Below are 14,457 nucleotides of genomic sequence, written 5' to 3'. Positions count from 1 at the left end.
GCATACCATGATAAGATAATACCAACTCCTCAATCTCAACACCTTCTAAATTTTTAGCAATTTGTGTTTTGCATGCTTCAATGTATAAAGGATTACGATAATAATCACTCAGCATATGCAATTCAGGAAAGTATCGACGCTTTGTTAATGTTTCTGCAACACTGTCAAACACTGTTGCGGTTGTTGCTGCACAATATTGTGGGTATAACGGCAACACTATTAATTTATCCACTTTCTTAGCAATCAGCTCATCAATGCCTTTTTCAATGGATGGTTGACCATAGCGCATTGCCACAACCACTTCATAATTTTCAGGCAAAGTTTCTTGTAATAATTTTGCTTGATCTTCTGTAATGAAAAGTAATGGTGAACCACGATCAGTCCAAACTGTTGCGTATTTTTCTGCTGATTCTTTTGGACGCGTTGTTAAGATAAACAAATTGAGAATGAAAAACCAAATATATTTAGGTGTTTCGATCACGCGTGGGTCGCTTAAAAACTCTCTTAAATAAGGTCTAACATCTTTAGCTGTGGGTGATTCTGGTGTCCCTAAATTGACAAGCAACACACCGATCTTACGTTTAGACATATTCAATCCCTATATTTGAATCAAAGAGCACCATTATGCATAAATAACTGCAAATGTGAAACATTCTCATATCATATTTATCTATTAGGCTGATTAACGAAATCTTTTAGCCTTTTTCATGATATTAGAATCTCTTTTGTAAAGTTTTGTACTAATAAAAAACCATCATACAACGATGATGGTTTTGATGAAAAGAAAAATTTGATGAAAGTAAAAATTAATTAACCTTCTTTTTTCACTTCTGGCAATTTAATTTCCAATGCTAATTCTTTTAACTGTTTAGGATTTGCATGTGATGGTGCATTTGTCATCATACATGAAGCAGTTTGTGTTTTAGGGAACGCAATCACTTCACGGATTGATTTTGAATGCGTCATCAACATGATCAAACGATCCAAACCAAATGCCAAACCTGCATGTGGTGGCGCACCAAATTTCAATGCATCCAACAAGAATGAGAATTTATCTTCCGCTTCTTCTTTAGAAATACCCAATAAATCAAATACTTGATATTGAACTTCTGGTTGATAAATACGAACTGAACCACCGCCCAATTCTGTACCATTCAATACCATATCATATGCTTTGGCTACAGCATTTTCAGGATCATTTTTCAATGATTCAATGCCATTTTTAGGCGCTGTAAACGGATGATGAACAGCAACATAACGTTTTTCATCTTCATCATATTCAAACATTGGGAAATCAACCACCCACATTGGCGCCCATTCACACGTGAACAAGTTCAAATCTTCACCCAACTTGATACGCAATGCACCAATTGCATCGTTAACAATCTTAGTTTTATCCGCACCAAAGAAGATAATATCGTTATCTTTTGCATTCGTTGCTTTGATTAAACCTTCGATGGTTGCATCGTCCAAGAACTTAGTGATTGGTGATTGCAATCCTTCACGGCCTTCAGCCAAGTTATTCACTTTGATATAAGCCAAACCACGCGCGCCATAACGAGCTACAAAGTTTGTTAATTCATCAATATCTTTACGTGATAATTTATCAGCAGCATTAGGAACATTCAATGCAACAACGCGGCCTTTTGGCATGTTTGCAGCTTCACGGAATACTTTAAATTCAGTAGTTTTCATTACGTCTGTCACATCAGTAAATTCTAATGGAATACGTAAATCAGGCTTATCTGAACCATATTTGTATGCAGCTTCTGCATAAGTCATCACTGGGAATTCAGCTGCTAAATCAATATTGATGGTTTGCTTGAACACTTTACGAATCATATCTTCAGCCATCGCCATGATGTCTGACTCTTCTAAGAATGAAGTTTCGATATCAATTTGTGTGAATTCAGGCTGACGGTCAGCACGCAAGTCTTCATCACGGAAACAACGAACGATTTGATAATACTTATCAAAGCCACTCATCATCAAAATTTGTTTGAATAACTGTGGGCTTTGTGGTAGTGCAAAGAATTCACCAGGATAAGTACGTGATGGCACTAAATAGTCACGCGCACCTTCTGGTGTTGCTTTTGTCAAAAATGGTGTTTCGATATCCAAGAAACCAGCATCATCCATATAATCACGGATTGCGCGAGTTACTTTTGAACGCAACATTAAGTTACGTTGCATTTTTTGTCCACGTAAATCCAAATAACGGTATTTCAAACGAACTTCTTCAGAAGTTGCTTCATCATCGATTTGGAATGGCAATGCTTCAGATTTATTCAAAATTGTTAAACCTGTTGCAGCAACTTCGATCTTACCTGATACCAATTTTTCATTGAACATATCAGCAGGACGCATGCGAACTTTGCCCACAACTTGAATCACGAACTCATTACGAATGCGCTCAGCTTCTTTAAATTGATCAGCAGGTGTAAATTCAGGATCGATAACGATTTGAACGATGCCCTCACGATCACGAAGATCGATAAAGATCACACCGCCATGATCACGGCGACGATGAACCCAGCCCGTTAAAGTTACAGTTTGATCTAAAAGAGCTTCTGACACCAAGCCCGCATAATGAGAACGCATCATAATTAAGATTACCTTTAAACGTTTTTAAATTAAATGAGTATTTCTAGAAATAGGCACACAGCAAAGATTAAGACGAACTTGAATCTTTGTTGGCTAAATTCTTCTGGTTACTGGTTTTGAAATCAGTTTCATACCAACCTGAGCCCTTCAATCTAAAATTAGGCGCTGTCACCTGCTTAACCAAACGCGGCTCCTTACATTCAGGGCATTCAGTTAACGGCTCAGCAGAAATTTTCTGTAATGCTTCTAATTCGTGACCACAGTTTTCACATTGATATTGATAAATTGGCATGTTTTCCTCAAACAAACTCACAACACAACAAAATCCGATAATTATACTGAATTTTTCAGTTCTTTTCAGTGAAATTATTAGAATAAAAAACCCCAAAGGTTAGATCAACTTTTGGGGCTTGTCATTCTATCTAAACTTCAATTAGTGAATTTTAAACTTGTTACGGCTATCGTTCACCTGTTCTCTTAATAATTTACCTGGTTTGAAATGAGTTGCATATTTACCACTCAATTCAACTGCATCACCAGTTTTTGGGTTACGACCAATTTTAGGATCGCGATAACGCAAAGAGAAACTACCAAAGCCACGAATTTCAATACGATTATTCGCAACCAAAGTATCACTCATGTGTTCTAAGATAAGCTTAACACCCTTTTCGATTTCCCCCGCTGGAATACGTGGATATTTTGCGCTTAACTTTTCAATTAATTCCGACTTAGTCATTCAATAAACCTCTTTTATACACTGACCCATTTATCTTAGTACAAAAATTAAGATTATTGGCTTATGTTTCAATAAATAACAAGATTAAATAATTTTTCATTATCATAAATTTAATCCATAAAACAATCATCTTAATTACTCGAACATATTACACAAAATATAATAAAAATTCGAGTAAAGAAAAAAGCCATTATATTTAAATAATGGCTTTTTAATCAATTAACTATCTATATTGATAATTACTTGTTCATTTCTGCTTTTAACAAATCACCTAAAGTACCACCTACAGCACTCTTAGATGAAGAATAATCAGCGATTGCTTTAGCATCTTCAGCGTGATCTTTTGCTTTCACAGACAATACGATTGTGCGGTTTTTCTTGTCTACGTTTACAAATTTAGCTTCTACTGAATCACCAACGTTATATACGTTACGAACATCTTCTACTTTCTCATTAGAAACATCAGCCGCACGTAAAGAACCCTCTACGCCTTCACCTAAATCAACTGTTGCTGATTTAGCGTCAACTGCAATTACAGTACCAGTTACGATGCTGCCTTTTTCGTTAGCTGCTAAGAAGTTAGAGAATGGGTCTTGATCCAATTGCTTGATACCCAAAGAGATACGCTCACGTTCTGCATCAACTGCTAATACAACAGCTTCAACTTCATCGCCACGCTTGAAGTTACGAACAGCTTCTTCACCTGTTTCGTTCCAAGAAATGTCAGACAAGTGAACTAAACCATCAATACCGCCATCTAAACCGATGAAGATACCGAAATCAGTGATTGACTTGATTTGACCTGTAACGCGATCACCTTTGTTATATTTGTCAGCAAATTCGATCCAAGGGTTAGTTGTTACTTGCTTCATACCTAAAGAGATACGGCGACGCTCTTCGTCGATTTCCAAGATTACAACTTCAACTTCTTCACCAATTGTTACAACTTTAGCTGGGTTAACGTTTTTGTTAGTCCAATCCATTTCTGAAACGTGAACCAAACCTTCGATACCATCTTCGATCTCAACGAAACAACCATAATCAGTAATGTTGCTTACAGCACCTTTAGTTTTAGCGCCTGCAGGGAAACGTACTGATAATTCGTGCCATGGATCGTTACCCAATTGTTTCAAGCCTAATGAAACACGGTTACGTTCACGGTCAAATTTCAACAATACCACTTCGATTTCTTGACCGATTTCAACGATTTCAGAAGGATGACGAACACGCTTCCAAGCCATATCTGTGATGTGCAACAAACCATCGATACCGCCTAAATCTAAGAATGCACCGTAATCAGTTAAGTTCTTAACAACACCTTTAACTTTATCGCCTTCTTTCAAGTTAGCTAACAATTCTTCGCGCTCTGCTGAGTATTCTTTCTCAACAACTGCTTTACGAGATACAACGATATTGTTACGCTTAGGATCTAACTTGATCAATTTTAATTCTAATTCTTTACCTTCTAAGTAAGAAGCATCACGTACTGGGCGAACATCTACCAAAGAACCTGGTAAGAATGCTTTGATCTCACCAATATCAACAGTGAAGCCACCTTTAACTTTGCCAGAGATGATACCTTTAATGATTTCATCCGCTTCAAGAGACTTCTCAAGACGTCCCCAAATTTCTGCTTTCTTCGCTTTTTCGCGTGATAGACGAGTTTCACCCATACCATCATCAACAGATTCAAGAACCACTTTAACTTGATCGCCAACTTGTACTTCTACATCACCATTTTCATTTTGGAATTGTTCTGTAGGAATACGGCCTTCACTTTTTAAGCCTGCATCAACGATTACGAATTCTTTACCAATAGCAACTACTGCTACTTCGATAATTTCGCCAACTTCTGGTTTTTCTTGAACTGATTGTGCAAATAACTCAGCAAAACTTACTGTCATAATATGTACTCTGTAAATGATCGCCTTAAAATACTTACTAAAATTCGGTATTCAATTTGATCGGGTTAAATTGAAAAAACAAAAAAGTAATAACTATCAAGTTATTACCACCAATCATGCTTTAATTAAATTTCTATCTATGACTAATTGCCAAACTTGATTAAAAACCTCATCTCGCGTACAGTCAGATGTATCAATAATTATAGCGTCCTGAGCCGCTACTAGCGGAGAAACAGAACGATTTTGATCTCGGTCATCTCTCGCTTGTATCTCACTCAAAATCTGAAAAATACTAACAGATTCCCCCGCATTAATCAACTCTTTATAACGCCTTTCTGCTCGAACCTCAGCACTGGCAGTTAAAAATATTTTTAACGGCGCTTCTGGAAAAACGACTGTCCCCATATCTCTACCATCTGCAATTAGGCCCGGCGCAACAGCACAATCACGCTGATAATGAAATAAAGCCTCACGAACGTCAGGATGCTTGGCAATAATTGACGCGCTTTGCCCTGTTAACTCCAAGCGTAATTGGTGTGTCACATTTTCCCCACAGACAAATACTTCAACACCTTTTTCAGTTGGTTTTGTTTCCATCTGAAAATCAGGTGTATACTTCATTAAACCATCACTATTTTCTAAATCCAATTGCCTGCTGAGCGCAAAAATTGCATACGCCCTATAAATGGCACCTGAATCCAACAAGTGCCATCCTAATTTTTGAGATAATTTCAATGCAAGCGTACCTTTACCCACACCGCCAGGTCCATCAATCGTTACGATTGGAACAAACATTCATAACTCCTTAATAATTATCTAAACGATCCACCCATGCGAATACTGCCATAAACCTCTGGCCCTTCACCCATGTTAGATATTCCCACTCGACTACTTTTTTCACCACGAGACATTTCTGCTTCTCCAACCACAGATGAGGAACTGCAACCTACCATGACCACAATGGTAAATATCCATAAAATAAATCCAGTACAACTTCTCATGATTTCAATCCATCCAAAGTCATTAATATATGCAGTCATTATACAACCAAGGCTATAAGTTTTGCTCTAATTATTGTATCCTATTCGGGTTATACAATTTTTATATGAAGAGAATGTGAGATGTCCCTAAAAACCTTAACGATTGCAACTCGAGAAAGCCCACTTGCTTTATGGCAGGCTGAACATGTGAAAAGTAAAATTCTTGAATTTTATCCCGACTTAGAAGTTAAACTACTAGGGATGACCACTAAGGGAGATCAATTACTCTCCTCCCCTTTAAGCAAAATTGGTGGCAAAGGTTTATTCATTAAAGAATTAGAAGTTGCAATCTTAGATGGTCGTGCGGACATTGCTGTTCACTCCATGAAAGATGTGCCAATGGCAAAAGAGCTACCAGAAGATCTTATTGTTCCTGTTGTAATGGATCGAGAAGATCCTCGCGATGCTCTAGTCAGCAATCACAACTATACAATTAAAACATTGCCTCAAAATGCTGTCGTGGGTTCTTGCTCATTACGCCGACGTGTACAGTTAATGGCTATTCGCCCTGATTTACAACTGAAAGATTTGCGTGGCAATGTTAATACACGTTTAGCAAAATTGGATGCTGGTGAATTTGATGCCATCATTTTAGCAACAGCAGGATTAAAACGATTAGGTTTTGACCATAGAATTTCAGAAGAGATCTCTCAAGACATTTCATTACCTGCAGTAGGACAAGGTGCTATAGGCATCGAATGTCATCGCAACAATGATGAAGTACGTAAAATTATTGCATCCTTAAATGATGAAGCAACCGCAATTCGCGTATCAGCAGAACGTGCTTTCAACGCAACATTAAATGGTGGTTGCCAAGCACCCATCGCGGGCTATGCAGAATTAACAGAGCAAGGATTATGGATGCGCGGTCTTGTTGGCAATATCGAAACCAATGAGATTTTATTTGCTGAAATTATTGGAGATCCATTAGAGGCACAAAATATTGGACAAAGACTTGCACAAGATTTGCTTAATAAAGGGGCTGATGCCTTTTTAAGGAGTATTTATGGCGAAAAAGTCTAAAAAATATCACAATGGCAATTCAAAACACATGATGAAAGATACTAACAACACCATAGATTTTCAAAAAATTGGTGTTGTGATCACGCGCCCCAAAGAGCAATCATCTTTTCTGATTCAATCTATTCAACGCAATAATGGCGTGGCTTTCTCTATACCATGCTTAGAAATACATGATCCAATAGATATTGAAACAGCTAAAATAGAATGTTCTGAATTAGCAGCACATGCAGATTATTGGGCATTTACAAGCCCGAATGCAGTTGAATATGCACAAAAGTTAGGCTTAGACTTCAGCCTAAATAAAACATGCATTTCTATAGGTTCAGGAACAACTAAATTATTACAACAACTCACAACTGCTGATATCATTCAAGGTGAAAAACCCTATACAACAGAAACATTACTGGAAACTTTAAGACAACATTCTTTATCTAATCAAAAAATTTCTATCTTTAGTGGTGAAGGTGGTAGACGATTATTAGAAAATGCTCTCAAAGAAATGGGTGCTGATGCACATTACATTGATGTATATCGTCGTGTTCAGGCAAAAAATATCAATGTCACAGAAGTTGTGCAATATAGTCAATCACACGCAATCATTACGCTAGTTTCTAGTCAAGAAGCTTTTGAAGCCTACCATCATGCATTAACAGCTTTAGAACCTAATTTTAATCAAACATTAATTGTTGCTAGCGAACGCTTAGCACAATATGTTAGATCATTAGACTATCAAAATATTTTTATTGCTGACTCAGCTGTAAGTAAAGATCTATGGCAAAAACTCGTAGAAGTAGTGCCAACCTTATCCTTATCCACCACAGATTCAATTACTGAGGATTCATCCATGACCCAAATGAACGACAAAGATCATCCAGAGACGCTTGAAGAATCATCGCCAACCATTCCAACTGAACCCAAAGCTGAATCTGAACAAAATACAGCTAGACAACCCATGATGGCACCGAAAAAAAACAATCATTCTCTCTCCTATATTGCGATCGCATTGGGCATTTTAGGAATAGGCGTTGGTGCATTCTCTTTCCTACAATCATCACAGGAAAGTGTCAATGCTCAAGATATAAAACGCGCTTTGGAAACACAAATTTCTCAGCAAAAACAAGAAATTGATGCTCTAACGCAATCTTTAAAGAGTTTAAAAACAACTGTTGAAACTGAACGTGGGCAATCTTCTGATTTCACAAATCTAGCGGATGCACAATCACAGCATCAACAAAATATTCAAGCCCTACAGCAGCGCCTGTCAACATTGGATTCAGCCATCACTAATTTACAAGCGGACAATGGCACATCTTTAACACGTTATAACCAACTGAAAGATCATTTAAATGAATTTGAAAAACTCATCACTGGTTTGGATCAATCTATTAATCAAATTGGGAAAACTGCTAATGATCTACAAAATGATGCGGTTAAAACACAAAATCGCCTGACCTCACAATTAGTGGAAATTAATAGCAAGATTGCATCATTAAACACCTTAGAATCTCGTTTAGCTGCTGCAACAGATATTGACCTGCTTAACTTAAGCCAAGCCAAATATCTACTGAGATTAGCTAATTTTAAATTAATGTTTGAAGATGATCCAACTGCAGCAACCAAAATTCTCAGTGAAGCAAGCGAAAGACTAATGATCACTGCTAATGCTAAATTTAGTGAAACTACAAATCTAATCCAAAGTGAAATTGTTAAATTGAAAGATTTAAAAACAATTGATCGTGAAAGTTATGCAGCTCGTATTCAGAATATTGCTGAAATCATCCCATCCATTGATACAAAATCAGATGATATCCTAGGTGAATTACGCAACACTTTCCAAACGGAACTCAACAGCAAGGAATTATCATCGAATGATCCTAATGCTAAGCCTTGGTATCAAAAAGCTGTCGATAAAATTAAGCCAGTCTTTGTTGTCACACAAGAGCGCACAGCTGCCCCTGAATTGATGTCCATCACAGATGAAGCATTACTGAAACAAAATCTTCAGTTACAGTTAACAACAGCACGTTTGGCATTGTTACAAAATCAAACGCAAACATATCAAGAATCTTTGAAAGTTGCACGCTCGTTACTCACTAACTACTTCAGTCCTAACGATGATAAGTATCACCAAGTATTATCTGCCATCAATGAGCTCTTGAATGTAAATCTTACACATGAAACATTAGATATCACTCCTATCCTCAAATCTTTCGATGCATCTATGTTGAATTATAGAGGAGAAGGATTATGATTCGATTTTTCAAGGCATCTGGCTACTTCCTATTACTATTTGCCATCCCATTATTTTTATATTTTTTAGTCAAAGATGATCCCGGTATGGTCATCGTCACTGGCCAAAATATTCTGACACAAAAGAGTTTCACATTAATGATGACGCTTTCTGGCTTTATCTTTGGTGGTATCCTATTTTTTGTTGTCGCTTATACTATTTTACGTTTCTTATTTAAAGTCATTGGCCTACCACAATTTTTAAAACGCTCAGCAGAAGCCCGTAGCGAAAAAAGTGCAAGCCGCAAAGTTGCACGCGCTGAACTTGCTTTGTTAGAAAACAAACCTGAGTTAGCAGAAGCTTTACATTTATCTGCAGTTAAAAATAGTGCAAACCCAAGCTTCAGCTATATTGGTGCTGCCCGTGCTGCACACATACAAGGTAAAATATCTGTCCGTGATCAATATCTTCGAGCAGTTGAAACAGCAACAGACCACCATAATCGTTTACACTCTGGCATTATGATGGGCGAGCTATTAAACCAATGGGGAGAACATGAGAAAGCTCGTACAGTTTTAGAGCGTACCCGCAAAGAGAAAGGTGATCATTACCGCGTATTGACAGCACTTGCAAAATCATATGAAAAGCTTGGCCTTTATGATGAATTATTAAAAATAATGCCGCAGCTTCATAAGTCATTACCTAAAGATGAACGTTTAGAAATTGAGCCTGAATTATATGTCACTCTGATTGATCATATTGGTGCTAAGCATGAAGGTCATGAGTTAAAAGCCTTATGGTCACATATTCCTAGCAATATCAAAGTTGTACCTAGTGTTGTTGTGAATTATGCAGAAAAATTACTATATGCAGGTGAAGTTTCTAATGCTGAAGAAGCATTACGCTCATCGCTCAAAAAAGATTGGAATGATTTAGTCATCACTGCTTATGGTCATTTATATAAAGGTGATTTCAATAGTTATATCAAGACAGCTAAAGGATTTGCAAATCAACATCCTGAAAGCGCTTATGCTGCCCTAGCAGTGGCTCGTTTATACTATCAAACTAAACGCATGGAAGATGCATTAGAGTATTTACAAAAAGCATTACAAATTGATAATCAGATTCCTGAAATCCACCATTTACTAGCTGAAATTCTGTTAGAAAAAGGTGAATTTGAAAAATCAGCCTTGGCATTTAAAGAAGCAGGTAAATTGTCTTATGCAAAACCATCTGCTGAATTATTGCAAGTGGAAGGTGAGGTGATGGATCATGCTCATGAAGCTTTACCAGAATCTGTTACCAATGCAGATGAACAAACTAAGTAATAATTAATATGGATGTAGAACAACCTTCTATGAAATTCATAGAAGGTTGTTCTTTTTAAAGATTATGAATAAACTAACTTTACAGCAATTATTGATCAAAGATGCTCCCATTATCATGGGTATTTTGAATGCAACGCCCAATTCATTTTCTGATGGTGGTGATTTTTTTGATCCAACAATTGCCATTAAACATGCACATCAAATGGTACAAGAAGGCGCAACGATCATTGATATTGGTGCTGAATCTTCTAACCCGAAAGCTAGCCCAATCACAGCGGAAGAGGAAATCGCACGCTTAATCCCTGTTGTAAAGCCTTTAATCCATGATCTACCAGCACTCATTTCTATTGATACTTATCATCCTGAAACCATGAAAGTTATGGTGGAATTAGGCGTAGATATCATCAATGACATCAATGGCTTTCGCAATCCTAAATCCATTGATGCAGTTAAAAATAGCAATGTTAGTTTAGTTGTGATGCACTTGGATAATCCAATTGAGAACATGCATACAGAAACAAAGCATGATGATATTACCCATAGCATTGGGCAATTTTTCTTAGATCAAGTGGAACATTTATCTGATCACAACATTCATCCTGATCGAATTTTATTAGATCCTGGATTTGGCTTTGGTAAAACAACCGAAGAACAAATCGAACTATTACAACAGCTAGAGCGTTTGACAGCTCTGCCTTACCCTATTTTTATTGGCTTATCTCGTAAACGATTAATTGGCCATTTGACACATGTTGATGTTGCCAAAGAACGCACCATTGGCAATGTTGCATCTGCACTTTGGTGTTTACAGAAAGGTGCAAAAATTTTCCGTGTTCATGATGTGAAAGCAACTCATGAAGCTTTCCAATTATGGCAACAACTATCGATTTAAAATTAAAATATGATTGAATTTAACCAAATTACTCTTCGCGTTGGCACTAAAGTCTTGATTGAAGACTTTACAGCTCAAATCCATAACAAAATGCATGTGGGCTTAGTGGGCAAAAATGGTACAGGCAAAACTTCCCTATTTAATATGATTTTAGGCAATTATGAATCTGATAAAGGTTCATTGCATATTCAGCCACATTTACAAATTGCTCATGTTGAGCAAGAAATCAGCAATACAGAATTAACAGCATTTGATTATGTATTGTCAGGCGATGCTGAATTAATTGCCCTTCGTAAAGCTGAAGAGAAAGCTTTAGAGGAAAACGATGGTCTAGAAATCAGCCGTATTCACCAAGAATTGGATCGCATTGATGGTTATCGCGCGGACAGCAAAGCTTCTGCTTTGTTAATGGGCTTAGGATTTGAATATCATGAAATTACTAAAGCCGTGAAGCATTTCTCAGGCGGTTGGCGCATGCGTTTAAATATCGCAAAAGCTTTAATGTGCCGCTCTGATATTCTACTACTGGATGAACCCACAAACCATTTGGACTTTGAAACGGTTGTTTGGTTAGAAAATTGGCTCAAAAGCTATCAAGGCATTTTAGTCATCATTTCCCATGACAAAGAATTTTTAGATCATACTTGCAATCATATTTTGCATTTAGAAAATCAGAAAGCGACTTTTTATAAAGGTAACTATGCTGATTTCCAACGTTTGCGTGCTGAAAAACTAGCGCTACAACAAGCAATGTATGAAAAAAATGAGAAAACTAAAGCCCACTTAGAAAATTTTATTCGTCGTTTTGGCGCAAAAGCTACCAAAGCGAAACAAGCTCAAAGCCGTGTGAAAGCTTTATCTAAATTGGCAGATATTGCTCCAGTTGTGGCAACGAATGAATTCCATTTCTCATTTTTAAAGCCTGATCGTATTCCTGATCCATTATTAACGTTTGATAATGTCAGCATTGGCTATGAACCCAATAAACCCATTTTAGAAAAAGTAGAATTAACTTTAACACCTGATTCCCGCTTAGGTTTATTAGGAAAAAATGGCGAAGGTAAATCTACTTTAATCAAAGCCATTGCAGGTGAATTAAATATTGAGAAAGGCGAATATGTTGCCTCAGAGTTTTTGAAAATTGGTTACTTTGCACAGCATCAATTAGAATATCTATCCATCACTGAATCGCCCATGTGGCACATTCAGTCATTAGATCCATTGATTGGCACACAAGATATTCGTAATTTCTTGGGTCGCTTTGATTTCCATGGTGAAAAAGCATTAGAAAGCATCGAGCGTTTTTCAGGTGGTGAAAAAGCACGTTTAGCATTGGCAATGATCGTTTATCAAAAGCCAAACCTCTTGCTACTTGATGAACCCACAAACCATTTAGATTTAGAAATGCGCGAAGCGATTGCCATGGCATTGCAAGAATTTGAAGGCGGCGTTGTGATCGTATCCCATGATGCTTCACTACTAGAAATGTGCTGTGATCAATTTGCCATTGTGAGCAATCATCGCTTTGAATTGTATGATGGTGATTTAGAAAGCTACCGCGCTTTAGTTTCAGACAGCCGCTCGGGCAAAACATCATCAAAAACTACAATATCTGCAACTCCGGTAGAAACTGCTGCTGATCATACGCCTAAATTAGATTTCAATGAACGCAAGAACTTGAATTCTAAATTGAAGAAATTAGAGCGCGATGTGAAAAAATTTGAAAAAGAAATACCTAAGATCGAAGATAAAATTTCCAAATTGGATGAAATTTTAGGTGACAGTGATACTTATGTTTCTAAATCACATGATGAAATTCAAAAACTGAATGATGAAAAAGATCAACTTCACCAAAAACTTTCTGATATGGAAGAAGCTTGGTTGCTGAATAATGATGAAATTGAAACCATTCGTGAACAACTCTCTCAATAAGGTACTGTTATGTTTAAAAATAAAGCTTTTTTTGCACGACTTTTTCGATTATTAGGTGCAGCACTAGTTGTTAGCGCCGGCTATTTTGTCTATTTAGATACAGAACTTAAATATGTCGATGCTAAAATCATAAACTACGAACAACAAAACCCTATTGTGCGCTTTTCTGTTGCCGAGCACCAAAATATCACATTTAAAATGCATGAAACCTTTGATCAAGCTCAGCATCCTATAGATTCATATTTACAAGTTCGTTTTCCTAATAATGATTTTGGCAAATTAGAGTATGTCACACCCCTATTACAATGGGCATTTTATATTGTATTATTCATAGGATTAATCATTTTCTTCGTGGGCGCAGTTCTGACTATTCAAGTGCGCAAACAATTAAAAAAATAACTAGGAGCTGTTATGAGTGAATTAAAGCAAGATCAAGCAATTATTGTTGCAGAAGAAAAAATGTTAGCAGAAATCGTACCAGATGATGCGCGCATCCAAGAAATTGCGACAACAATTAAAATCAACGATCCTACATCATTTCTATCTTATGGCTCCAAACCAATGTCTGAAATTGCTAAATTTTCAGATACGTTACTCAACCGCATTAAAACTAAAGATGCCGGTGAAGTGGGTGGACAATTATCTGATTTAGTTTTAAAAATCCGTGAATATAATCCTACAAGCACAGAAGAAAAAGCTTCTGGCTTTTTGGCAAATATTCCTCTAATTGGTGGTTTATTCAGACAAGTTGAAAAAGCTAAAATTGAT

General features: G+C 36.8%; 14 protein-coding genes. 7 read left to right on the top strand and 7 right to left on the bottom strand.

Translation table 11 applies throughout. The features are described 5' to 3' along the window. From hemH to BZK14_RS00425, 7 genes are all read right to left on the bottom strand, one after another. Positions 1-589, bottom strand: a 589-nt coding sequence (gene hemH / locus BZK14_RS00455) for a ferrochelatase (RefSeq protein WP_077924649.1), incomplete at its 3' end; no start/stop codon positions are given. A gap of 221 nt (positions 590-810) precedes the next feature. After that, positions 811-2,601, bottom strand: coding sequence for an aspartate--tRNA ligase (gene aspS / locus BZK14_RS00450; protein WP_171973601.1), 1,791 nt, complete (start codon positions 2,599-2,601; stop codon positions 811-813). A 70-nt stretch (positions 2,602-2,671) separates the two neighbouring features. Beyond that, positions 2,672-2,896, bottom strand: a complete 225-nt coding sequence (locus tag BZK14_RS00445; protein ID WP_077924647.1) for an FmdB family zinc ribbon protein — start codon at positions 2,894-2,896, stop codon at positions 2,672-2,674. A 141-nt stretch (positions 2,897-3,037) separates the two neighbouring features. Continuing rightward, positions 3,038-3,340, bottom strand: a complete 303-nt coding sequence (ihfB, locus tag BZK14_RS00440; protein ID WP_077924646.1) for an integration host factor subunit beta — start codon at positions 3,338-3,340, stop codon at positions 3,038-3,040. Positions 3,341-3,579: 239 nt separating this feature from the next. Continuing rightward, a complete protein-coding gene (gene rpsA, locus BZK14_RS00435; protein ID WP_077924645.1) occupies positions 3,580-5,244 on the bottom strand; it encodes a 30S ribosomal protein S1 in 1,665 nt (554 codons plus the stop codon). A 114-nt stretch (positions 5,245-5,358) separates the two neighbouring features. Beyond that, positions 5,359-6,039, bottom strand: a complete 681-nt coding sequence (gene cmk / locus BZK14_RS00430; protein ID WP_077924644.1) for a (d)CMP kinase — start codon at positions 6,037-6,039, stop codon at positions 5,359-5,361. 17 nt (positions 6,040-6,056) lie between these two features. Next, the gene (locus tag BZK14_RS00425; RefSeq protein ID WP_077924643.1) at positions 6,057-6,284 is read right to left on the bottom strand and encodes a hypothetical protein; all 228 of its coding nucleotides are present in this window, start codon (positions 6,282-6,284) and stop codon (positions 6,057-6,059) included. Positions 6,285-6,365: 81 nt separating this feature from the next. Between BZK14_RS00425 and hemC the strand changes: the two genes are divergently transcribed. The 7 genes from hemC to BZK14_RS00390 form a co-directional block, all read left to right on the top strand. Then, a complete protein-coding gene (gene hemC / locus BZK14_RS00420) occupies positions 6,366-7,307 on the top strand; it encodes a hydroxymethylbilane synthase (protein WP_077924642.1) in 942 nt (313 codons plus the stop codon). Beyond that, the gene (locus tag BZK14_RS00415; protein WP_077924641.1) at positions 7,291-9,558 is read left to right on the top strand and encodes a uroporphyrinogen-III C-methyltransferase; all 2,268 of its coding nucleotides are present in this window, start codon (positions 7,291-7,293) and stop codon (positions 9,556-9,558) included. Before hemC ends, BZK14_RS00415 begins: the two co-directional genes overlap by 17 nt. Further along, entirely contained in the window at positions 9,555-10,865 is a 1,311-nt protein-coding gene (locus BZK14_RS00410; RefSeq protein ID WP_077924640.1) for a heme biosynthesis HemY N-terminal domain-containing protein, read from the top strand. The genes BZK14_RS00415 and BZK14_RS00410 overlap by 4 nt, the downstream gene beginning before the upstream one ends. Positions 10,866-10,929: 64 nt before the next feature. Then, complete coding sequence (folP, locus tag BZK14_RS00405; RefSeq protein WP_077924639.1) at positions 10,930-11,757, top strand: dihydropteroate synthase; 828 nt, start codon at positions 10,930-10,932, stop codon at positions 11,755-11,757. A gap of 9 nt (positions 11,758-11,766) precedes the next feature. Further along, positions 11,767-13,689, top strand: coding sequence for an ATP-binding cassette domain-containing protein (locus BZK14_RS00400; RefSeq protein ID WP_077924638.1), 1,923 nt, complete (start codon positions 11,767-11,769; stop codon positions 13,687-13,689). A gap of 9 nt (positions 13,690-13,698) precedes the next feature. After that, positions 13,699-14,088 carry a hypothetical protein gene (locus tag BZK14_RS00395; RefSeq protein ID WP_077924637.1) on the top strand — a complete coding sequence of 130 codons (390 nt, stop codon included), beginning with the start codon at positions 13,699-13,701 and terminating at the stop codon, positions 14,086-14,088. A 12-nt stretch (positions 14,089-14,100) separates the two neighbouring features. Then, positions 14,101-14,457 (top strand): toxic anion resistance protein (locus BZK14_RS00390; protein WP_171973600.1); only part of this gene is annotated, 357 nt, incomplete at its 3' end.

The organism is Wohlfahrtiimonas larvae (assembly GCF_002006755.1).
In the GTDB taxonomy this organism is placed as follows: domain Bacteria; phylum Pseudomonadota; class Gammaproteobacteria; order Cardiobacteriales; family Wohlfahrtiimonadaceae; genus Wohlfahrtiimonas; species Wohlfahrtiimonas larvae.
Note: the sequence above shows the minus strand (reverse complement) of the source record. Positions and strands in the feature narration are given on the sequence as shown.